Origin of the sequence: Pedococcus cremeus, from assembly GCF_900111375.1 — a bacterium.
Lineage (GTDB): Bacteria > Actinomycetota > Actinomycetes > Actinomycetales > Dermatophilaceae > Pedococcus_A > Pedococcus_A cremeus.
The window spans coordinates 391,295-413,259 of record NZ_FOHB01000002.1; the positions used below are offsets into that span (position 1 = coordinate 391,295).

A 21,965-nucleotide genomic window follows, 5' to 3' on the forward strand; every position below is an offset into this window, starting at 1 on the left:
CCACCATGACGGTGACCACGACCATGCGTTGGCCCTCGATCGTGCGCACGCCCCGGGCCCCCCTGCACGCGTCCGTCGCCCGCGTCATCTTCGAGCGTGCCGTCTCGATGGTTCCGGTGCGCGTCACGACGCCGGATGGCCAGGTGCGCGGCGGCGACACCACCCCGGGGGCCCCGGAGTTCCGCATCGTGCGGCCGACGGCCTTCTTCGCCCGGCTCGGCCGCGACACCAAGGTGGGGTTCGGCGAGGCCTACATGGCCGGTGACTGGAAGGCGGGCGAGGGCACCGACCTCGCCGACCTGCTGACGCCCTTCTCGGCGCGGCTGACCACCCTGGTGCCCCAGCCGCTGCAGCGACTGCGTGGCCTCGTCGACAAGCGCATCCCTGCCCACCAGGAGAACACCCCGGAGGGCTCGAGGGACAACATCGCCGCGCACTACGACCTCAGCAACGACCTCTTCGAGGCGTTCCTCGACCCGACGATGAGCTACTCCTCGGCCTGGTTCGCCGATGACGTCGACATCACCGCGGCCACCGACCTCGAGGCGGCGCAGCTGCGCAAGATCGACGGGATCCTCGACTACGCGGGTGTCGGCAACGGGACGCGGGTGCTCGAGATCGGTACCGGCTGGGGCGCCCTCGCGGTGCGGGCGGCCCAGCGGGGCGCCAGGGTCACCACCGTGACGCTCTCCACCGAGCAGCTGCAGCTGGCCCGTCGCCGGGCGGAGGAGGCCGGCGTGGCCCACCTCGTCGAGGTGCGGCTGCAGGACTACCGCGAGGTCGAGGGCGAGTACGACGCCATCGTCAGCGTCGAGATGATCGAGGCGGTCGGCGAGCAGTACTGGCCCGCCTACTTCGCGGCCATCGACCGGCTCCTCGCACCCGGCGGGAAGGTGGCGATCCAGGCGATCACCATGTCGCACGAGCGGATGCTCGTGACGCGGCGCTCGTTCGGGTGGATCCAGAAGTACATCTTCCCGGGCGGTCTCATCCCGTCGCTGGAGGCCATCGACCAGACCGTGGCGGCCCACACCAGCCTGCGGGTGACCCAGCGGCGTGAGCTCGGCCCGCACTACGCCCGCACGCTGCACCTGTGGCGCGAGCGCTTCACCGAGAACTGGCCGCAGATCCACGCGCACGGGTTCGACGAGACGTTCCGCCGCATGTGGGAGTTCTACCTCGCCTACTGCGAGGCCGGCTTCCGCACGGGCTACCTCGGCGTCAGCCAGCTGCAGCTGACCCGCGCTCCCTCCTGGGACTGAGCCTCCAGCACGCAGGACGGTGGCCCCGGACGGGCCGGCTCGGACGGCTGGCCGTCAGCGGCTGGCCTTCTCCCAGCCACGCTTGGGCGCACGGGTGCCCTCGCGGTCCTCGTCACGGCTGCGGTAGACGATGTAGGGCCGGGTGATGTAGCCCAGTGGTGCGCTGAACACGTGCACCAGCCGGGTGAACGGCCACAGGGCGAAGAGGGCGAAGGCGACCAGCGCGTGCAGCTGGAAGCCGAGCGGCGCCTCGGACATGAGGGCGGGGTCGGGCCGGAAGGTGAAGATGCCCCGGAACCACACGGAGACGCCCTCGCGATAGTCGTAGTGGCCGAAGACGCTGCTGGCGACGGTGTTCCACATGCCGAGGAGGATGACCGCGGCGAGGAAGACGTACATCAGCTTGTCCATCTTGGTCGTCGCCATGAAGACCGGCCCGACGGTGCGCCGCCGGTAGACGAGGATGACCAGCCCGACGACCGTGGCCACGCCGGCCAGGCCGCCCAGGCTGACGGCGAGGAAGTGGTAGATCCCCTCGCTGACGCCGATCGCCTCGGTCCAGCCCTTGGGGACGACGAGCCCGACGACGTGGCCACCGATCACGCCGAGCAGGCCGAAGTGGAACAGCGGGCTGCCCCATCGCAGCAGCCGGTTCTCGTAGAGCTGCGACGACCTCGTGGTCCAGCCGAACTTGTCGTAGGTCCAGCGCCAGTAGTGGCCGACGACGAAGACGGCCAGGCACAGGTAGGGGACGATCAGGAACAGGAAGGTGTCCATCAGGGCGCTCCTACCGGGATGGTGTGGCCGAGGTCGACGGGCTGGTGGTCCGTGGAGTGCGGGAGGTCGTCGTCGCCGGGACGCGGGTTGAGGCGCGGGTCCATCGCGTAGGGCTGCAGGTCGAGGCCGACCTCCTCCGACGGCGGTCCCTGCGCGATGAGCGCGGCAACCTTCTCCTCGTCCTCGCCCTTGAGCTCGGGCAGCGTCGCCACGAGCGCGAGCACGAGGTCGTGCCAGGCAGAGCCCTTGTCCGACAAGGCGATCCGCAGCATCTCGACGCCGGCCCGGTGGTCGTTGAGCAGCTTCCACGCGGTCTCGGCGTCGTAGGCCGCGCCGAACTCGAGCACCACGCTCAGGTGGTCCGGCAGCTCCGGCGCGTCGAACTCCACGCCGGCCTTGCGGTAGGCCTGCTTGAACTGCACGAGCGCCAGGCCGCGCTTGCGGGTGTCTCCGTGCGCGAAGTAGGTGAGGTAGAGGCAGCAGCGGCGCGTGACGTCGAAGGTCTCGACGTACTCCCGCTGCAGGGCCGACAGGGGAGTGGCCTCGACGAAGGCGAGGAAGCGGCATACCGGGTCGGCGACCGCGGCCGGGAGGGTCCCGGCCGCCCGGCGGACCACCGGCACCCGGTCGAGGAGGCCCTCGTCGGGGTAGTCGAGCAGCAGCGACAGCACCTGCCACGCGGTGGCGAGCTGCTGCTCGTCGAGGCGAGGCGCCGGGTGCCGGGAGGAGCGGGAGCGGCGGAACATCAGTGGTCGTCCTCCTTGCCCTTCTTGGGGAAAAGGCCGCGGGGCGAGCCCTTGCCGTCCCAGTTGAGCAGGTTGACCCTGCCCTTCTTCTCCGTGCCACTGATGGTGTCGGACGTCTGCCGCTGCTTGAGCATCTGGAAGTTCTCGACCGCGACCGGCGTCAGCTCGCCCGAGCCCTCGCCGAACGGGCCGGACTCACCCATCATCCCCGGGCCGCCCTCGTAGTCGAGCGAGCACTCGGTGGCCAGCTCCTCGAGCGCGTGCGCCTGCTCGGCGTGCGCCGTCGGGATCACGTAGCGCTCGTCGTACTTGGCGATGGCGAGCAGCCGGAACATGTCGTAGAGCGTCTCGCCGTCCATGCCCACGGACTCGGGGATCGACTCGTCGGGGTCGCGGCCGAGGTTGATGTCGCGCATGTAGGAGCGCATCGCCGCGAGCTTCTTCAGCACCGCGTCGACCGGCTTCGTGTCGCCGGCCGTGAAGAGGTTGGCGAGGTACTCCACCGGGATCCGCAACGTGTCGATGGCCGCGAAGAGGTTGCCCTTGTCCTCGGCGTCGTGGCCGGTGTCGGCGATCACGTCGACGACGGGGGACAGCGGCGGGATGTACCAGACCATCGGCATGGTGCGGTACTCCGGGTGCAGCGGCAGGGCCACCTTGTAGCGGTTGATGAGGGCGTAGACGGGCGAGCGCTTCGCCGCCTCGACCCAGTCACCCGGTATGCCGGCCAGCTCGGCTGCGCGCTGCACCGCCGGGTCGCTCGGGTCCAGGAAGACGTTGCGCTGCGCCTCGTAGAGGTCCTGGTCGTCCTCCACCGAGGCGGCCTCCAGCACCCGGTCGGCGTCATAGAGCACGAGCCCGATGTACCGCAGCCGGCCCACGCACGTCTCGGAGCAGACGGTCGGGATGCCGACCTCGATGCGCGGGTAGCAGAAGGTGCACTTCTCGGCCTTGCCGGTCTTGTGGTTGAAGTAGACCTTCTTGTACGGGCACCCGGAGACGCACATGCGCCAGCCGCGGCACTTGTCCTGGTCGACGAGCACGATGCCGTCCTCGGCCCGCTTGTAGATCGCGCCGCTCGGGCACGACGCCGCGCACGAGGGGTTGAGGCAGTGCTCGCAGATTCGCGGCAGGTAGAACATGAAGGTCTGCTCGAACTCGAGCTTCACCTTGTCGGTGATGCCCTTGAGCATCACGTCGCGGCTGGCGTTCTCGTGGCTGCCGCCGAGGTTGTCGTCCCAGTTCGCCGACCAGCTCACGTTCATCGGCTTGCCGGAGATCAGCGAGATGGGCCGCGCGACCGGGAAGTGCTTCTGCGCCGGGGCGTTCAGCAGCGTCTCGTAGTCATAGGTCCACGGCTCGTAGTAGTCGTCGATCGAGGGCAGCTTGGGGTTGGAGAAGATGTTGGCCAGCTTCTTCCAGCGGCCGCCCGCCTTCAGCGTCAGCTTGCCGTTCTTGCCCAGCTTCCAGCCGCCCTGCCACTTCTCCTGGTCCTCGTAGCCGCGGGGGTACCCCAGGCCCGGCCGGGTCTCGACGTTGTTGAACCAGACGTACTCGGTGCCGGCGCGGTTGGTCCAGGCCTGCTTGCAGGTGACCGAGCAGGTGTGGCACCCGATGCACTTGTCGAGGTTCATCACCATGGCCATCTGTGCCATGACCTTCATCAGTACTGCACCTCCTGCGAGCGGCGACGGATGACCGTCACCTCGTCGCGCTGGTTGCCGGTCGGTCCGAGGTAGTTGAACGCGAAGGAGAGCTGGGCGTACCCGCCGATGATGTGGCTCGGCTTCACGAGGATGCGGGTGAGCGAGTTGTGTATGCCGCCGCGTCGCCCGGTCTTCTCCGTGAGCGGGACGTCGATGAGCCGGTCCTGCGCGTGGTGCATGTAGACCGTGCCCTCGGGCATCCGGTGGCTGACGATCGCGCGGGCGTTGACGACACCGTTGCGGTTTACCGCCTCGACCCAGTCGTTGTCCTTGATGCCGACCTTGGCGGCGTCCTTGTCCGAGATCCAGATCGCCTGCCCGCCGCGCGAGAGCGAGAGCATGAACAGGTTGTCCTGGTACTCGCTGTGGATCGACCACTTGTTGTGCGGCGTCAGGTAGCGCACGCTCACGCCCAGCTCGCTCTGCGTGCCGATCGCGGGCTCACCGAAGATCTCGGTCATGTTGAGCGGTGGCCGGTAGACCGGCAGCCCCTCACCCAGCTCCTGCATCCAGTCGTGGTCGAGGTAGAAGTGCTGGCGTCCCGTCAGGGTGTGCCACGGCTTGAGCCGCTCGACGTTGATGGTGAAGGGCGAGTAGCGCCGTCCGCCGGTCTCCGACCCCGACCACTCGGGGCTGGTGATGACCGGCACCGGCGCGGCCTGCGTGTCGGCGAAGGTGATCTGCTTGCCCTCGTGCTCGGCCGCGAGGTCGTGCATGAGCTGGCCCGTGCGCTTCTCCAGGGTCTTGAAGCCCTGGGTGGCCAGGTGACCGTTCGTCGTGCCCGACAGCGCCATGATCGTCTCGGCGACGTGCACGTCGCGCTTGAGCGAGGGGCGGCCGTCGGCCGCGCCGCCGCGAATCGCGCCGTTCTTGTGCCGGAGGTAGTCGACCTCGCGCTCGACGTTGTAGGTGATCCCCTTCTGGGTCGTGCCGAGCTTCTCCATGAGCGGCCCGAGCGCGCCCATCTGGTCGAAGACGGCGCCGTAGTCGCGCTCGACGACGATGAGCTTCGGCATGGTCTTGCCCGGCACGGGTTCGCACTCGCCCTTGCGCCAGTCGAGCACCCGGCCGTGCGGCGTGGCCATGGCCTCCGCGGTGTCGTGGAGCAGGGGAGCGGCCACCACGTCCTTGCGCACGCCGAGGTGCTTGGCGCCCAGTGGGGCGAACGCCTCGGCGATGGCCTGGAAGATGTCCCAGTCCGTCTTGGTCTGCCACGGTGGGTTGATCGCCGGGTTGAACGAGTGGATGAACGGGTGCATGTCCGTGGTGTTGATGTCGTGCTTCTCGTACCACGTGGCCGCCGGCAGCACGACGTCGCTGAAGATCGTCGAGCTCGTCATCCGGAAGTCCAGGACGCACAGCAGGTCGAGCTTGCCCTCGGGCGCCTCGTCCCGCCAGACGACGTCCTTGGGGCGCGCGGCCTCGGCCGTCTCGGTCGCCGACACCGAGCTGTCCGTGCCGAGCAGGTGCTTGAGGAAGTACTCGTTGCCCTTGGCCGAGGAGCCGAGGAGGTTCGCTCGCCACATCATCAGCACCCGCGGCCAGTTCTCCGGCGCGTCCGGGTCCTCGACGGCGAAGCGCAGGTCGCCCGACCTCAGCTGTTCGACGACGTACTCGCCGATGGGCCTGCCCGCCGCCTCGGCCTCGTCGGCGAGGTCGAGCGGGTTGCGGTCGAAGGTGGGGTAGGACGGCATCCACCCGAGCCGGGTCGACAGCGCGAGCTGGTCAGCGGTGCTCATGCCCGCGAACAGGCCGGTGCCGGTCGACGCCGCCATCGTGTCGGCGGTGTAGTGGTCGTACCGGTACTGGTCGGTGTGCATGTACCAGTAGGCGGTCTGGATCATCTGGCGCGGGGGCCGCACCCAGTCGAGGGCGAAGGCCATCTGCGCCCAGCCGGTGATCGGACGCGCCTTCTCCTGCCCCACGTAGTGCGCCCAGCCGCCGCCGTTGACGCCCTGGCAGCCGGTGATCGTGGTGAGCAGGAGCATGCAGCGGTAGATCGTGTCGGAGTGGTACCAGTGGTTGGTGCCGGCGCCGACGATGATCATCGACCGGCCCTTGGTGTCCACGGCGTTCTGCGCGAACTCACGGGCGATGCGGGCGACCTTCTCGGCCGGCACCGCGGTGATCGGCTCCTGCCACGCCGGCGTGTAGAGGCCGTCGACGTCGTCGTAGCCCGCCGGCCACGGACCCGGGAGTCCTTCCCTCTCGACGCCGTACTGCGCCAGCAGCAGGTCGAAGACCGTGGTCACCATGCGGTCGCCCACCCGGCGCACCGGCACACTGCGCCGGAGCACCGGGTCGCCGCCCTCGGCGAGGTCGAAGCGGGGCAGGTCGACCACCGCGGTGTCGTCGCGGGTCTCGAGCAGGCTCAGGGCCGGCACGACGTCGCCGAGGTCGAGGTTCCACTTGCCGGCCCCGCTGTCCCCGAAGCGGTCGCCGAGCGTGCCGTTCGGCACGACCAGCTGCCCGGTGCGGCTGTCGACCAGCACGGTCTTGAACTCGGCGTTCTCGGCCGTCGCCTCGGTGCCGCCGAGGTCGGAGGCGGTGAGGAACTTCCCGGCCCGGTAGGCCGCGGAGCCGTCCTTCGCGGCATACGGCTCGAGGGCCACGAGGAAGGGCAGGTCGGTGTACTTCCGGGTGTACTCCTCGAAGTACTCGACCTGCTGGTCGACGAAGAACTCCTTGAGCACCACGTGGCCCATCGCCATGGCCAGCGCGCCGTCGGTGCCCGGTGCGGCGGGCAGCCACTCGTCGGCGAACTTGACGTTGTCGGCGTAGTCGGGGGCGACGACGACCACCTTCTGGCCGCGGTAGCGGGCCTCGGCCATCCAGTGCGCGTCGGGCGTGCGGGTGACGGGGACGTTGGAGCCCCACATCATCAAGTAGCCGGCGTCCCACCAGTCGCCGGACTCGGGCACGTCCGTCTGGTCACCCCAGATCTGGGGTGAGGCGACGGGCAGGTCGGCGTACCAGTCGTAGAACGAGAGCATCGAGCCGCCGATGAGCGAGGTGAAGCGCGCGCCGGAGGCGTGGCTGACCATCGACATGGCCGGGATGGGCGAGAAACCCGCGACGCGGTCCGGGCCCCACTGCTTGATCGTGTGCACGTTGGCGGCGGCGACGATCTCGGCGGCCTCGCCCCACGACGCGCGCACCAGGCCGCCCTTGCCGCGAGCGGACTTGTAGCGCTTGGCCTTCACGGGGTCGTTCACGATGTCGGCCCACGCCAGCACCGGGTCACCGAGGCGCTGCTTGGCCTCGCGGTACATCTCCAGCAGGACGCCGCGCACGTAGGGGTACCGGATCCGGGTGGGGGAGTAGGTGTACCAGGAGAAGGCCGCACCCCGAGGGCAGCCGCGGGGCTCGTACTCGGGACGGTCGGCGCCGGTGGACGGGTAGTCGGTCTGCTGCGCCTCCCACGTGATGATGCCGTCCTTGACGTAGACCTTCCACGAGCAGCTGCCCGTGCAGTTCACGCCGTGGGTCGACCGCACGACCTTGTCGTGGCTCCAGCGGTCGCGGTAGAACGAGTCACCCGAGCGGCCGCCCTTGGCGTAGAGGCTGCGCTTGTCCTCGGAGACCTCGGCGCGGGTGAAGAACCGCCGCGTGCCCACGAGGGCCTCCGAGAGGGGGCCGTCGAGCCCTGCCGTTCCGGATCCCTGCCGTTCGGTCGGCCGCTCCGTGGTGCTCACGCGTGCTCCTCATGCTCGGGGTCGTGCGGGTGGTCGTGCTGGTCGTGCGGGTGGTCGTGGATGGCGGTGCCGGCCCTCGCGCGGGCCGCCTCGACCTGCTCCCACCCCTGGGTGTCAATGACGGACAGGGACGCCGGGAAGACGCCGTCCTGCTCCTTGAGGATGTGGTCGCGCAGGGTGTCGAGGACGGCAAGGAGGCGGGTCGGCCACGTCGGGTCCGCCGGGATGCCCTCGGCGGCCTCGGCGAGCACGGCCTCGATGACGCGGTGCTCGCGCTCGAGCGCCTCGATGTGGTCGGGGAACTCCTCGCTCATGAGCGGGAAGAGCCCGCCCTCCTCGACCTCGGTGTGCGGGCCGAGGATCTCGGCGATGCGCCGCGAGGTCTTGGCCGCGCCCTCGACGTCGTGGTCGCGCAGGAAGGCGCGCACCTCCGCGACCTCGGCGACCACCGCGTCGTGCTCACGGGTGAGCTCGCCGATCGACGCGATCTGCTGGCAGCCGCAGTACTCACACACGGACGGACTCCTTACCGGGGACGGGGGACTCGGAGGACAGGACAGCCGGCGACGTCAGCCGGGCCAGGCAGATGCCCGGCAGGGCGAACGGCTCGAGCTCCACGTCGGCGTCGGGCTCGCCGAAGACGTCGAGGGCTCCTCGGAGCAGCCCCCGGTGGGCCGCGCAGACCACCTCGGTGTGCGACTGCGCCAGGGAGAGGAACGGGCACCGCGCCAGGGCCACCTCGGCGGTGCGGCCGTGGTCGGTCGTGCGGACGCTGGGCTCGTAGCCCCAGGACTCCATCAGGTCCAGCACCCGGCCGACCTTGGCCAGCCACTGGCCGGGCGTCTGGGCTCGCGGGAGCTCCTCCTCGACGCAGCCGAGGCGGCGCACGTGCTCGTGCGCCCAGCGCTCACCGGCGTCCTCCGGGGAGAGCGCGCCACCCTCCCGCGGGGCCAGGGCCTCGGTGAGCAGCTCGGCCAGCATGCGGTAGGCGTCGTCGGGCGGCGACGCGGCCGTCGCCCGGTCCGGCAGGACGGCATACCGCTTCTGGGGCCGGCCGGTGCCGTGCCGGTGGAAGGTCGCGGCGACCACTCCTGCGCCGGCCAGCTGCTCGAGGTGGAACCGCGCGCTCGTCACGTGCAGGCCGAGCCGCTCACCGACCTCCGCGGCGGTGAGCCCGGTGGAGCGGTTGGGCGTCGGGTCGTCGCTGAAGAGGGGGAGTGCCTCGAGGGTGTCGACGATGCGGCGACGCACAGGCGACACCAGCAGCGCTGCGCTGCGCGGCGTTTGCGGTGCCACTCGCCTGCCTTCCTTTAGAGGATCCGGGTCGTTCAAACCGAGGCTCTGCGGGACTTCTCGGCACACTACCCCGGAACGGGCACTCGTGACGGATGCCGCAGCGGGACAAACCTTTGCGTTTCCAACGGCCCTCGCACTAGGGACCAAAGGCCCTCTCACGCGGCTGATGCGGCTCCCTACGCTGACGCCAGTATTTGGAGGACCACGCTCCTTTTATCCGCCCGACCGGACGACCGCCGCGGGCACCACCAACCGTGAGCCCGAGGAGGCACGCGTATGAGCAGGGAGGCCGTCGAGGTCCGGCGCGGGAGCGAGTGGCTCCAGTCCTGGGACCCCGAGAACGAGGAGACCTGGGACAAGCGCCTGGCGTGGACGACGTTGTCCATCACGACGTTCACTCTGGTCCTGTGCTTCGCGTCGTGGTTCCTGGCGAGCGCCATCGCCCCCAAGCTGACCAACCTGGGGTTCGACTTCACCCAGAGCCAGCTGTACTGGCTCACCTCGATGCCCGGCCTCGCCGGCGGCCTCATGCGCCTGGTCTGGATGGTGCTGCCGCCGATCATGGGCACCCGCAAGATGGTCACCTTCACCACGCTTCTGCTCATCTTCCCGGTGCTCGGCTGGGGTGTGCGGGTCCAGGACCCGACCACCTCCTTCTGGGAGCTGCTGATCCTGTCGTTCCTGTCCGGCATCGGCGGCGGTGCCTTCTCCGGCTTCATGCCGAGCACCTCCTACTTCTTCCCGCGGCGGCTGCAGGGCACGGCCCTCGGCCTGCAGGCCGGCATCGGCAACTTCGGCGTCTCGCTCGTGCAGCTGCTGACGCCGTGGATCATCGGCTTCGGCTTGATCGGCTTCCTCGGCAGCTCGCAGACGATGCAGGGCCTTCCGGGCAAGCCCCCGAGCGAGGTCTGGTACCAGAACGCCGCGTTCATCTACATCCCGTTCATCCTCATCGGCGCGGTGCTCGCCTGGACGATGCTGAAGTCGGTGCCGGTCACGGCGAACATCCGGCAGCAGTTCGACATCTTCCGGTCGCAGGACACCTGGTGGATGACGCTGATCTACATCATGACCTTCGGCACGTTCTCCGGTCTGTCGGCGCAGTTCGGCCTGCTCATGAAGAACCTCTACGGCGCCGGCAACCCCGACATCGTGCACGGCGTCGGGCAGAGCGCCCAGCTGCTGGTCGCGGGCTACTCCGTCCCCGACCCGGTCAAGTACGTCTTCCTCGGACCGCTCGTCGGTGCCGGTGCCCGGGTGCTGTTCAGCCCGCTGACCGACCGGATGGGCGGCGCGAAGTGGACCGTCGTCTCCGGGGTGGGCCTGATCGCCTCCATCGCCTGGACCATGACGGCGCTCGTCCCCGACACGTCGTCCGCCGACGCGCTGAGCAGCGACTTCCGGACCTTCCTGTACGGGATGCTCGCGATCTTCCTGTTCAGCGGCATCGGCAACGCCTCGACGTTCAAGCAGATGCCGATGATCTTCGAGCGCCGGCAGGCCGGTGGCGTGATCGGCTGGACGGCCGCCATCGCCGCCTTCGGCCCGTTCCTCTTCGGCGTCGGCCTCACCATCATGTCGCCCAGCACGTTCTACGCGATCGGCATCGCGTGGGCCGTGATGTGCACCGTCATCGCGTGGATGCGCTACGCGCGCAAGGGAGCCCCCAAGCCGTCCTGAGCCTGCCTGGACGTGGGGGAGGGGAGGTGTGCCGCGGCGTCATCGCCGCGGCACACCTGCGTCTCAGCGGGGCCGCACGACCGCGACCGGGCAGTGCGCCCGGTGCAGCACCGCGTGGCTGACGGAGCCGAGCAGGAGGCCGCGGAAGCCGCCGCGCCCGCGCGCGCCGACCACGGCCAGGCAGGCGCCCTCCGAGGCGCCTGCGATGGCGTCGGCCGGCCGGTCGTGGACGACCTGCACCTCGGCGACGACATCGGGGTACCTCTCGGCCCAGCCGGCCATGCTCTCGGCGAGCAGGAGCCGCTGGCGTTCCTCGACGGCCGCCCACTGCGGTGACCCGGGCGTGGTGACGACGACGCCGTCGACGAACTCGATCCACCAGGCGTAGACGATCCGCAGGGGAACGCCCCGCAGGGAGGCCTGTTCGTAGGCGTGCCCGAGCGCCTCGAAGGAGACCGCCGACCCGTCGACACCGACCACCACCGGCCCGCTCGGGGTGCCGGGCTCGGCTCCGCGCACGACGACGACCGGGCATGTGGCGTGCATGGCGACCTGTAAGGACACCGAGCCCAGGGCGCCGCGGACAGCGGTCTTGCCCTCGGCGCCGACCACGACGCACTCGGCCCCCTCGGACCGCTGCACGAGGTCGTGGGCGGCCGCACCGGTGGAGGCCTCGGCAGTCACGCGCAGGTCGGGGGACCCGGCGAGCACCTTGTCGCGGGCAGCCTGCACCAGGTCGTCCACGACCGGGGGTGCGTCCGCGGGGTTGAGCATGGCCGCGGCCACGAGGTAGTCGATGTTGGTGGCGTGCACCAGGTGCAGGGGCAGCCTCCGCCGCGAGGCCTCGTCGACCGCCCAGTCCAGCGCGGCGTCGCTGCCGGCGGAGCCGTCGACGCCCACCACCACGGCGCGGGGAGGGACGCTCATCGCGAGGCCTCCCGGTCGCGCAGGTGCTGGCCGAGCTCCTCGCCCCACGAGCGGGCCCTGGCCAGCTCGTCGTCGGCCAGCGGGCCGGCCTTGCCGTGCACGTAGAAGCTGTGCGGGTCCTCGAACGGCGGGAAGCCCTTGTGCTGCAGCTGCTTCCGCGCCTTCTTGGCGGCCGAGCCCGGCACGTGGGGCTTGTCCACGCGGGTGTCGAACGTGACGGTGGGAACGGCCCCGTCGCCCGGTGACAGGCGGTCGAGCCACTCGCGAAGGCCGGGGCCGGTGGAGACGACCTGGCCGGGCGCCTCCTTCTGGGCCTCCGCGCGCGTCTCGGGGCGGCTCAGGCCGAAGGCGTGGGTGGGGCCGCCCACCACGAGCAGCCCGACGTCGGGCGGAATCGTCTCCGGTGCCTCGGCGACCTCGCGGACGGTCACCGGACGGGACTCCCCGAGCCCTTCCGCGATGGCCCGGGCCACGGCCTGCGTGTTCCCGAGCACGGACTCGTAGACGACCAGCGCTCGTGTCACGGCGCACCTCCTGTGCAGCGGTCCCTGCCCTGACACGTCCATGATCGCGACGGGTCAGGGCTGGGGGCCGGTGCCGAAGGTCCCGAACCTCACATGCCGGACAGGAGCTCCTCGAAGGGCACCGGGTCGGCGAAGGGGTCGCGCGGCCCGCTGCTGGCCCGGGCGCCGGCCAGGGCCGCCAGCTCGGTGCCGGCCCGGCGCACGCGGGCGGTGAGCCCCTGCTCCGCCTCGCCGGCCGAGCCCCAGTCCTCCGACGCGGCGAAGACGCCCGTGCCGACGGTGACGGCGCCGAGGTGCGTAAAGAGCGGCCGCAGGGCGTACTCCAGCACGAGCGAGTGGCGAGCGGTGCCTCCGGTCGCGGCGAGCAGCACGGGCGTGCCGCGCAGCACGTCGCGTTCGACGACGTCGAAGAAGGTCTTGAACAGTCCGCTGTAGGAGCCCTGGTAGACGGGCGTCACCGCGACCACCGCGTCGGCGCCGGCCAGCGTCTCGAGCGCCCGGCCGACCCCTCCGGTCGGGAAGCCGGCCAGCAGGGTGTTGGTCAGGTCGTGCGCCAGCTCGCGCAGCTCGACGACCTCGACCTGCGCCTCCATGCCGCTCTCGAGGAGGGCGTCGGTGGTGGCGGTGGCGAGCAGGTCACCGAGCAGGCGGGTTGAGGACGGCTGGCCGAGGCCGGCGCTGACGACCACGATGCGGCGGGTCATCGGGCCACCTCCGGGGAGGCGCCGGTGACCTCGTCGACGGCGTGCACGGTCATGTCGCGGCCACCGCCGGCGGCGGCCACGCGGGAGGCGTGCGTCGGCGCGTCGGGCACGTGCGCCGGCCTGCGGGCGTCCGCGATGCGGCGCAGCTCGGGCACGACCTCGCCGCCGAGGAGCTCGAGCTGCTCCATCACCGTCGACAGCGGCAGTCCCGCGTGGTCGATGAGGAAGAGCTGGCGCTGGTAGTCGCCGACCTCGTCGGCCATGGCGGCATACCGCTCGATCACCTGCTGGGGGCTGCCCACGGTGAGCGGGGTCTCGCGGGTGAAGTCCTCCAGCGACGGGCCGTGTCCGTAGACGGGCGCGACGTCGAAGAACGGACGGAACTCGCGGACCGCGTCCTGGCTGTTCCTGCGCATGAAGACCTGGCCGCCGAGCCCGACGATGGCCTGGTCGGCGCCGCCGTGGCCGTAGTGCTCGAAGCGCCGGCGGTAGAGCTGCACCATCTGCTTGGTGTGGCTCATCGGCCAGAAGATGTTGTTGTGGAAGAACCCGTCGCCGTAGTAGGCCGCCTGCTCGGCGATCTCGGGGGAGCGGATCGAGCCGTGCCACACGAACGGCGGCACGCCGTCGAGGGGGCGCGGGGTCGAGGTGAAGCCCTGCAGCGGCGTGCGGTGCTTGCCGCTCCACGTCACGGCCTCCTCGGTCCACAGCCGCCGCAGCAGCGCGTAGTTCTCGATGGCCAGCGGGATGCCGTCGCGGATGTCCCGGCCGAACCACGGGTAGACCGGCCCGGTGTTGCCGCGGCCCATCATGAGGTCGACGCGGCCCTCCGCGAGGTGCTGGAGGTAGGCGTAGTCCTCGGCGAGGCGCACCGGGTCGTTGGTGGTGATCAGGGTCGTCGCCGTCGAGAGGATGATGCGCTCGGTCTGGGCCGCGATGTTCGCCAGCAGCACCGTCGGGTTGGCCGGGGCGGCGAAGGGCGGGTTGTGGTGCTCACCGGTGGCGAAGACGTCGAGGCCCACCTCCTCGGCCTTCCTGGCGATGGCCACCGTGGCCTTGATGCGCTCGTGCTCGGTGGGGGTGCGACCGGTGGTGGGGTCGGTGGTGACGTCACCGACCGTGAAGATCCCGAACTGCATCATCAGCTCTTTCCTGTCTAGGTCGTTGAGTATTCAACTAACCACGGAACAGGATACCGGGTCCGGGCATTCCCTCGGCCCGAGGTGATGGCCTGCAGCGCCGTGCGGGCCCGCGCAGTGCCCGTCATGGCCGCTGGGCAAGGCCGGAGCAGGTGGCGGCCTGCTTCCAGACGCCCGCGAGCCGGGTCCGGTCCGCAGCCTCCCGCGGCTGACGAGGTATGCCGTCGGTGCCGACCAGCATCGGCGTCCAGCGAGCGTCGGTCACCGCGGGTGCGGAGGAGCGCTTCGCGCGGGCCCGTTCGGGGTCGACGGTCAGCGTCAGGACCCCGGTGCGGGAGTCGGGCTCCCGGCTGCGCCACCAGACGAAGTTGCCGAGGCCGTAGGCGACGTAGGCGCGGCCGAGCCAGCCGGCGCCGTTGACCCGGTGGGAGTGGCCGCCCACCACGATGTCGGCCCCTGCCTGCTCCAGTGCCCGGGCCGTCGACGAGGAGAGACGGTCGGGGCACTGCTGGTAGTCCAGGCCCCAGTGCATGAAGACCACCACGAGGTCGTGGGTGCGCGACGCCCTGGTCACCGCGGCGCGGAGCCGGCCCAGGGGCGACGCGCTGGCGATGCCGGGGGAGTCGCGGTCGGCCGACCAGCTTGCCAGCGTCATCTCGTAGACCTGCGACGCACCGAAGACGGCCACCTTCACGCCCTTGGCCTCCAGCGTCGCCGGCGCGAAGGCCTCGGCCTCGTCGGCGCCGATGCCCACGACCGGGATGGGGCTGTCCTCCTTGGCAGCGAGGGTGTCGCGCAGGCCGACGGCACCGAAGTCGGCGCCGTGGTTGTTGGCCATGCTCACGGCGTCGACGCCCGCGTTCGCCAGCGTCTGCAGCGCGCTGGCGGGGGCCCGGAAGTGGAACTCCTTGCCGATGGGTGTGCCGCGCTCCGTGATGGCCGTCTCGAGGTTGACCACCGACAGGTCCGCGGCCCCGAGCGTCGACCGGAGCTCGTCGAGGCCGTGCGGGTCGCGGGCCACCGGCTTCAGGTACTCCTCGAAGTGCACGTCACCGCCGAAGGCGAGGGTGAGGACGTCCGAGGCGGGTGAGGCGGTGGGCGAGCCCGGCGACGAGGCGGTCGTGGTGGGGGGTGACGCGGGCCCCGAGGTCGCCGACGCCGGCCCGGACGGCGGTGCAGCTTCGGACGACGTCGCCGTCGACGAAGAACTGCTGGGGGTGGGCCGGTCCAGGGCGTCGGCGCCGACCGCACAGCCGGCAGCCAGCAGGGCCGTCAGGGCCGCCGCCGTCGTCCCCACCGCGCGCATGGTCAGGGAGTCTAGGGCGCTCCCTATGATCTGCCCGTGTCCCACGCCCGCTTCGGCTCCCTCCTCGCGCGGGAGGTCGTCGACGTGCGGCACGACCTCGAGGGGATGGACCGTGGCTTCTGGGCCGTCGTCGCCGACTTCGAGGGGCGGGTCACCGCCGTCCGGTTCGCCGACGTCGACCGCGACGCCTCGCCGGCAACGCCGGCGCCCTGGGCGCCGCTCGACCGCCGCTGGCACAGCACGCTGGACCACGCGGCATACCTCGCCGGTGTGCGGGAGGTGCGCCGCCGCGTCGCCGAGGGGGAGGTCTACCAGGTCAACCTCTGCCGCGTGCTGTCGCACCGGCTCGACGAGGCGGCCGACCTCGACGGGCTCGCCGTGCTGCTCGCCGAGGGCAACCCCGCCCCGCATGCCGCGCGGGTGCACGTGCCGGAGGCGGGCCTCGACGTCGTGTCCGCCTCGCCGGAGGCCTTCCTGGTGCGGGACGGCGGCCGGCTCGAGTCGCGGCCCATCAAGGGCACGGCGCCGGTGCTGCGGGAGATGCTGGCCAAGGACTACGCCGAGAACGTCATGATCGTCGACCTGGTGCGCAACGACCTGCAGCAGGTGTGCCGTCCGGGCTCGGTGCGGGTCGACCACCTCTGCGCGCCGGAGGAGCACCCGGGCCTGGTGCACCTGGTCTCGACGGTCTCGGGGGAGCTGCTGCCGGGGACCACCTGGCCCGACGTCTTCGCCGCCACCTTCCCGCCCGGTTCGGTCTCCGGGGCACCGAAGTCCAGCGCGCTGCGGGCGATCACCGACCTCGAGCGCGGACCGCGAGGTCCGTACTGCGGCGCAGTGGGCTGGGTCGACGCCGACCACGACCGGGCGGAACTCGCGGTGGGCATCCGCACGTTCTGGGCAGAGCACGACGACGACGGGGCGCGGTGGCTCCGGTTCGGTACCGGCGCGGGCATCACGTGGGGGTCCGACGCGCAGGGTGAGTGGGAGGAGACGGAGCTGAAAGCGGTTCGCCTGATCGGCTTGGCATCTGGGAGGGTTCAGCCATGAGCAGCAGTGCGCCGCCGGAGGTGCGGGTCTGGGTCAACGGAGCGCTCGTGGGTGCTGACCAGCCGGCTGTCGCGGCCCTCGACCACGGCGTCACCGTGGGCGACGGCGCCTTCGAGACCTGCAAGGTGGAGGACGGTCAGGTCTTTGCCGCCACCCGGCACGCCGAGCGCCTCGACCGCACCCTGGCCGGTCTCGGCCTGCCGGCTGCCGACCACGCCTACATCGCCGAGGGCATCAAGGCCGTGCTGGGCGCGGGGGAGCCGCTCCCCTTCGGGCGGCTGCGCTACTCCGTCACCGGCGGCGCCGGCCCGCTCGGCTCCGACCGCGACAGCTCGCCGCTCACCTACATCGTGACCGCCGGTCCGCAGCCCCGTCCGCCGGCGAGCGCGGGCGTGGCCGTGGTGCCGTGGGTTCGCAACGAGCGCAGTGCCGTGGCGGGCCTGAAGACGACGTCGTACGCCGAGAACGTCGTCGCCCTGGCCCACGCCAAGCAACGGGGTGCCATCGAGGCCCTCCTCGCCAACACCCGCGACGAGCTCTGCGAGGGCACCGGCAGCAACGTCTTCGTCGTCCGCGACGGCGTGCTGTGGACCCCGCCGCTCGAGTCGGGCTGCCTCGCGGGGGTCACCCGCGCGCTGACGGTCGAGTGGTGCCGTGCCGACGGCCTCGAGGTGCGCGAGGAGCCCATGCCCCTCTCTGTGCTCGAGGAGTGCGACGAGGTCCTCCTCACCAGCTCGACCAAGGACGTGCTGCCGGTCGACCGCGTGGTGGGTCTTCCGGGTGGCACCGGCGAGCGGGTCCTCGAGCCCGGACCGGTCGGGGCTCGGGCCCGCGAGGTGTTTGGGCGCCAGTCGGCCCTGCACCTCGACCCGTGAGCCGCCAGGAGGTGCCCGTGGACCGCAGCCCTGACCGGAAGCCGGACCAGGACCGGCCGGGCGGCGAGCCCGAGCGCGACTGGGAGTGGCGCCGCCGGGTCCGCTCCAACCCCCACTCGCACCGCGTCTACCGCACCGTCGTCGGCGTCGTCGGCACCCTGGTCATCGTCGGCGGCCTCATCATGGTGCCGTTCCCCGGCCCCGGCTGGCTCGTCGTGTTCGTGGGTGTCGGCATCCTGGCCTCGGAGTTCGACTGGGCGAAGCGCCTGCTCGACTTCGGCAAGGCCAGGCTGCACGCCTGGAACGAGTGGCTGAAGCCCAAGCCGGTGTGGTTCAAGGGCCTCATCGGTCTGGCCACGGCCCTGCTCGTCGGCCTGTTCTTCTACCTGCTGTTCCTCCTCTCCGGCGTCCCGTCCCTGCTGCCCGACCTCCTCGAGAGCCTGCTGAAGAACCTCCCGGGACTCTAGGCACGCCAGTGCCCACCCCGGATTTCGCCTGCGGCACACCCTCCCGCTATTCTTCACGAGCCCGCGAGGGCACTGGACGTGTAGCTCAGTTGGTTAGAGCGTTCGCTTCACACGCGAGAGGCCAGGGGTTCGAGTCCCTTCACGTCCACCCCATGCGAGAAGCCCCTTCCGGAAGCTCCCGGACGGGGCTTCGTCGTTTCCGGGCCTGAGGGGCGCCCGTCGAGGCGGCCAGGGTTCGCCGGTGGTTCGGGCCCCGTGGAAGGCCGTCGTGCGGCACACTTCCGGTCAGCAGTGGGAGGTCAGGGGGGCGCGTGAGGGTTTCGTGGGTTCGGCGGCGGGTGTCCGCAGTTGTGGTGGGCGTGTTGGTGGCCGCGGGTCTGGTGGCGACCGCTGACGCCGCGGCTGCCGATGCGACCGGGCCGGTCCTGACCTCGGTGTCGGCGATGCCGTCGTCGGCGACGACGGGTGACGTCGTGAAGGTGCACTACTCGGCGACGTCGTCGGTGCCTCTGGCGTCGGTTCGGGTGGTCTACAACTTCGGTGGGACTGCGTTCCCCTTTCTGACCGAGCCGGGCGCCGAACCCGCCTTGGACGGGACGGTGGACGCGTACCGGTCCCCGCAGGTGCGCGGAACGCGCCGGTGACACTGATGTCGGTCGCGCTGACCGATGCCCAGGGCGCCTCGAGCGGGTGGTCGCGCTCGGGGATGGTCAGCTATGCCGGTGGCGCGTCCGGACCGGGGACGCACACGGTCCCCATGGCCCCGGCCGACTTCGCCGTCACCGGGTCGGTGGAGGACCGCGCGTCTCCGGTCATCCGGGCGGTGTCGATGGACACCCACGCGTTCAGCCCGGGCGACACCGTGCGCCTCCACTACGACCTGACGGATGCCAGTGACCTGCGCGAGGTCCGGGTCGTCTTCGTGAACACGCTGAAAGGCTTCCGCGTCACGCTGTCCGCCAAGACCGCCCCGGTGGCGGAAGCGGGCGACCTGCTCCTGGCCGTGGACGACACGTGGGCGAACGGCGACTACACCGTCGAGTCCGTCGGGGCGGCGGACCGCTGGAACCAGGCGTCCACCATGTTTCCTGACGGGAGGTTGTCGTCCGTCCCCGATGGGTGGACGACAGGCGGCCTGGACCTGTCGGGCCTGCGGTTCTCCGTGAGCGGGTCACCTGCGGACCATGAGGCGCCTGAGCTCACCTCGGTCGGCCCGGTGAACGTCGTCGTGGGCCGTACTGGGACGGTGACCATTCCGTATGCCGCCACCGACGCCTCCGGCCGGCTGGGCACCATCAGCATGTTGCTGACCGACAACGCCAACGTCTTCAGCGTGAGCGCTACGGACGTCCCCCTGACCGGGAGCGTGACCCAGAAGCTGGCCCTGCCGGCCACCACGGCCCTCGGCGTGTACACGCTCCAGTCGGTGACCATCTCCGACCCCGGCGGCTCGTCCTCGGCATACATGCTGGGAGGAGTGCACAAGGTGAACGGGGTGCGGGTCGCTCCCCACACCATCGACCTCTCTGCGGTCAGGGTCACCCTGGCGGACCGTCCGCAGCCGGCGTGGAACGTGCGCGCAGTCCCGGGCGACCGCAAGGCGACCGTGTCGTGGGACCTCGACCTCGGCGGCACCGACAACGCCCCGATGACCGGCATCACCGTCACCGCCACCCCGTCGGGCCGGTCGGTCACGGTCAGCCCGTCCGCCACCTCGGCCACCATCTCCGGTCTGACCAACCTGACGACGTACACCTTCACCGTTCGACGCAACAACACCCTCGGTTCCAGCGACCCGGTGTCGCGGAAGGCGATGCCTCGTGCCTCTGGGCAGCGGCTCGTCTCCCCGGGTGACTTCGACGGCGACGGGCGGTACGACCTCGTTGGGGTCGACACGTCCGGGGCCGTGCACCTGTACCGCGGGAACGGCCGCGGACACTTCGCGGCACCCGGCAGGGTCATCGCCCGCGGCTGGCAGGACGAGCGGATGCTGGTTGGGTCCCTGGGCCAGCAGGGCACCATCCGCACCGTGAACTACAACGGGACCCTGGTCGACCACTACGTCCGGACGGCGAGCTCCATCGGGTCGGAGTGGGACTTCTCCTCGGGCTGGGGCGGCATGCGCACGGTGTTCGACGTCGGGAACTGGGTCGGTGACGTCAACCCCGACGTCATGGCCGTTCGTGACAACGGCGACCTGTTCCTCTACCAGTGGCGCGGCTCACCGGCCGGTTTGTACTCCGGCGTGCGCATCGGGAGTGGCTGGAGCGCGTTCCGGCAGGCGTTCGGTGTCGGCGACGTCACCGGCGACCGGAGGAACGACCTCATCGGGCTCCGCACGGACGGGTCCCTGTGGCTGTATGCCGGGAACGGTCGTGGCGGGTTCGCCGCCGCAGGACGCAAGATCGCGACGGGGTTCAGCGGGGCGAGGGCCATCACCGCGTCCTACTTCGACGAGAAAGCCGGGATGGACCTGCTGACCGTCGACGGGAAGGGCAACCTGCGCCTGTACTCCGGCTCGGACCGGGCGAGGTTCACCTACCGCGGCGTCATCGGCACCGGCTGGACTGCCTTCCTCTGAGGCCCCGCAGGCCGGTCGCAGCCCCGCAGGCCGGTCGCAGGCTGGCGGGCCGGTCGCAGGCTGGCTGCTGGTCGTCGCCCTCAGGCGCGCAGGTGGCGCACCACGCCGGCCACCGCCGCGGGCGTGAGGTGTCCGCGCCCGAGTCCGAGCTCGACCAGGTCGTCGAAGACCCGCTGGTCGGCCGCGGCCGCCCGCAACCCGGCGGGCACGATGCCCGGCACGGGGAGCAGCCGCGAGACCACTGCCGTCTGGCGCAGGTGGGAGGCCAGCAGGGCGCGGACGGCCACGCGGTGACGGCGTCCCGCCCCTGCGGCCGGGCCTGTCACCGCGTGCTGTCCCGCCAGCGCCCCCGTGGCGACGGCGTAGAAGATGCCCTCGCCGGTCATGGGGTTCACCAGGGAGGCGGCGTCGCCGGCCAGCAGGATCCGGCCGTCGGGCTGCCACCACCGTGCGGACGACAGGGGCAGGTGGTGTGCCCGCCACTCCACGGCCCCGTCCGAGACCTCTGGCAGCAGGCGGTCGAGGGCGGCGGTCATGGTGCCGCGGCTGGGTGGGGCGCGGCGCCCGAGGACCTCGCCGTACCCGATGTTCGACCAGCCGTCGCCCCGGTCGAAGGCCCAGGCATAGGAGGGCTGTCGCTGCTGGCCGAACCGGATCACCTGCCGGCTGCGCCCGAGCTCACGAGTCGGTGCGTAGGCGCGAAACGCCAGGGCGCGACGCCCGGAGGGCCCCGCACCGGCGGCCCGGCGCAGCACCGAGTAGGCGCCGTCCGCCGCGACGACCGCGTGGGCCTCGATGGTGTCGTCGAGCCGTATGCCGCCCCGTCCCACGGCCACCGAGCGCACGCGGTGCCGGCGCAGCTCGGCGCCTGACGCGACCGCGGCGTCGACCAGCCGGGCGTCGAACACCTTCCGGGGCACCACCCGCGCCGGTCGCCGCATCAGGCGCTCCACCTCCGCCTCGCCGCGGGCCAGCTGCAGGCGGTGGACCGGCGCCCAGTCGTCCACGAGACCCCTGACGCCCAGCGCCTCGAGCACGTCGAGCGCGTGGGGCGCCACGCCGTCACCACAGACCTTGTCGCGGGGGAAACCGCTGCGGTCGAGGAGCAGCACGCGCGCGTCCGGGCGGGCGCGCAGCGCGGCGATGGCGGCCGTGGCGCCGGCCGGCCCGGCCCCGACGACCACGACGTCCCACATGTCGACCAGTCTGCGGGCACCGACCGATCACTGC

The 21,965-nt window shown here is 71.2% G+C and carries 19 protein-coding genes and 1 tRNA gene; 8 read left to right on the plus strand and 12 right to left on the minus strand.

The features are described from left to right. The first annotated feature begins 5 nt into the window (after positions 1-5). Positions 6-1,262 carry an SAM-dependent methyltransferase gene (locus tag BMW78_RS05405; protein ID WP_245735673.1) on the plus strand — a complete coding sequence of 419 codons (1,257 nt, stop codon included), beginning with the start codon at positions 6-8 and terminating at the stop codon, positions 1,260-1,262. 54 nt (positions 1,263-1,316) lie between these two features. Here the strand turns inward: BMW78_RS05405 and narI are convergent, their stop codons facing one another. The 6 genes from narI to BMW78_RS05435 are packed head-to-tail and all read right to left on the minus strand — an operon-like array spanning position 1,317 to position 9,482. Then, positions 1,317-2,039 (minus strand): respiratory nitrate reductase subunit gamma, encoded by a 723-nt coding sequence (gene narI / locus BMW78_RS05410; protein ID WP_091757155.1) that lies wholly within the window; start codon positions 2,037-2,039, stop codon positions 1,317-1,319. Beyond that, positions 2,039-2,785 (minus strand): nitrate reductase molybdenum cofactor assembly chaperone, encoded by a 747-nt coding sequence (narJ, locus tag BMW78_RS05415; RefSeq protein WP_091757157.1) that lies wholly within the window; start codon positions 2,783-2,785, stop codon positions 2,039-2,041. Before narJ ends, narI begins: the two co-directional genes overlap by 1 nt. Then, a complete protein-coding gene (gene narH, locus BMW78_RS05420) occupies positions 2,785-4,449 on the minus strand; it encodes a nitrate reductase subunit beta (RefSeq protein ID WP_091757159.1) in 1,665 nt (554 codons plus the stop codon). The genes narJ and narH overlap by 1 nt, the downstream gene beginning before the upstream one ends. Further along, complete coding sequence (locus BMW78_RS05425) at positions 4,449-8,186, minus strand: nitrate reductase subunit alpha (RefSeq protein WP_091757161.1); 3,738 nt, start codon at positions 8,184-8,186, stop codon at positions 4,449-4,451. The genes narH and BMW78_RS05425 overlap by 1 nt, the downstream gene beginning before the upstream one ends. Next, a complete protein-coding gene (locus tag BMW78_RS05430; RefSeq protein ID WP_091757163.1) occupies positions 8,183-8,701 on the minus strand; it encodes a hemerythrin domain-containing protein in 519 nt (172 codons plus the stop codon). Before BMW78_RS05430 ends, BMW78_RS05425 begins: the two co-directional genes overlap by 4 nt. Then, entirely contained in the window at positions 8,694-9,482 is a 789-nt protein-coding gene (locus BMW78_RS05435) for a helix-turn-helix transcriptional regulator (protein WP_143056153.1), read from the minus strand. Before BMW78_RS05435 ends, BMW78_RS05430 begins: the two co-directional genes overlap by 8 nt. A gap of 276 nt (positions 9,483-9,758) precedes the next feature. Here BMW78_RS05435 and BMW78_RS05440 point away from each other — a divergent pair, with 276 nt between their 5' ends. Next, the gene (locus tag BMW78_RS05440; protein ID WP_091757166.1) at positions 9,759-11,162 is read left to right on the plus strand and encodes an MFS transporter; all 1,404 of its coding nucleotides are present in this window, start codon (positions 9,759-9,761) and stop codon (positions 11,160-11,162) included. A 63-nt stretch (positions 11,163-11,225) separates the two neighbouring features. Here the strand turns inward: BMW78_RS05440 and BMW78_RS05445 are convergent, their stop codons facing one another. The 5 genes from BMW78_RS05445 to BMW78_RS05465 form a co-directional block, all read right to left on the minus strand. Further along, a complete protein-coding gene (locus BMW78_RS05445; protein WP_091757168.1) occupies positions 11,226-12,089 on the minus strand; it encodes a universal stress protein in 864 nt (287 codons plus the stop codon). Beyond that, positions 12,086-12,613: a flavodoxin family protein gene (locus tag BMW78_RS05450; RefSeq protein WP_245735674.1), complete on the minus strand. Its 528-nt coding sequence runs from the start codon at positions 12,611-12,613 to the stop codon at positions 12,086-12,088. The genes BMW78_RS05445 and BMW78_RS05450 overlap by 4 nt, the downstream gene beginning before the upstream one ends. 89 nt (positions 12,614-12,702) lie before the next feature. After that, on the minus strand, positions 12,703-13,317 hold the full coding sequence (locus BMW78_RS05455; protein WP_091757171.1) for an FMN reductase: 615 nt from the start codon (positions 13,315-13,317) through the stop codon (positions 12,703-12,705). After that, the gene (locus tag BMW78_RS05460; protein ID WP_091757433.1) at positions 13,314-14,456 is read right to left on the minus strand and encodes an LLM class flavin-dependent oxidoreductase; all 1,143 of its coding nucleotides are present in this window, start codon (positions 14,454-14,456) and stop codon (positions 13,314-13,316) included. The genes BMW78_RS05455 and BMW78_RS05460 overlap by 4 nt, the downstream gene beginning before the upstream one ends. 124 nt (positions 14,457-14,580) lie before the next feature. Next, positions 14,581-15,762 (minus strand): CapA family protein, encoded by a 1,182-nt coding sequence (locus BMW78_RS05465; protein WP_091757173.1) that lies wholly within the window; start codon positions 15,760-15,762, stop codon positions 14,581-14,583. 36 nt (positions 15,763-15,798) lie between these two features. Between BMW78_RS05465 and BMW78_RS05470 the strand changes: the two genes are divergently transcribed. The 6 genes from BMW78_RS05470 to BMW78_RS05495 all read left to right on the plus strand — a co-directional run bounded on the left by BMW78_RS05470 (position 15,799) and on the right by BMW78_RS05495 (position 20,735). Then, positions 15,799-16,812: a chorismate-binding protein gene (locus BMW78_RS05470; protein ID WP_245735675.1), complete on the plus strand. Its 1,014-nt coding sequence runs from the start codon at positions 15,799-15,801 to the stop codon at positions 16,810-16,812. Next, positions 16,809-17,687 (plus strand): aminotransferase class IV, encoded by an 879-nt coding sequence (locus tag BMW78_RS05475; protein WP_218144239.1) that lies wholly within the window; start codon positions 16,809-16,811, stop codon positions 17,685-17,687. The genes BMW78_RS05470 and BMW78_RS05475 overlap by 4 nt, the downstream gene beginning before the upstream one ends. Positions 17,688-17,704: 17 nt before the next feature. Then, positions 17,705-18,154 carry a TIGR02611 family protein gene (locus tag BMW78_RS05480; RefSeq protein ID WP_091757439.1) on the plus strand — a complete coding sequence of 150 codons (450 nt, stop codon included), beginning with the start codon at positions 17,705-17,707 and terminating at the stop codon, positions 18,152-18,154. A gap of 74 nt (positions 18,155-18,228) precedes the next feature. Next, positions 18,229-18,302: transfer RNA gene (locus BMW78_RS05485), tRNA-Val, on the plus strand. A 190-nt stretch (positions 18,303-18,492) separates the two neighbouring features. Further along, positions 18,493-18,798: a hypothetical protein gene (locus tag BMW78_RS05490; protein WP_218144240.1), complete on the plus strand. Its 306-nt coding sequence runs from the start codon at positions 18,493-18,495 to the stop codon at positions 18,796-18,798. 5 nt (positions 18,799-18,803) lie between these two features. Then, positions 18,804-20,735, plus strand: a complete 1,932-nt coding sequence (locus tag BMW78_RS05495; protein WP_091757177.1) for an FG-GAP-like repeat-containing protein — start codon at positions 18,804-18,806, stop codon at positions 20,733-20,735. 80 nt (positions 20,736-20,815) lie between these two features. Here BMW78_RS05495 and BMW78_RS05500 read toward each other — a convergent pair whose 3' ends face one another. Next, entirely contained in the window at positions 20,816-21,931 is a 1,116-nt protein-coding gene (locus BMW78_RS05500; RefSeq protein ID WP_091757179.1) for an NAD(P)/FAD-dependent oxidoreductase, read from the minus strand. Positions 21,932-21,965 lie beyond the last annotated feature (34 nt).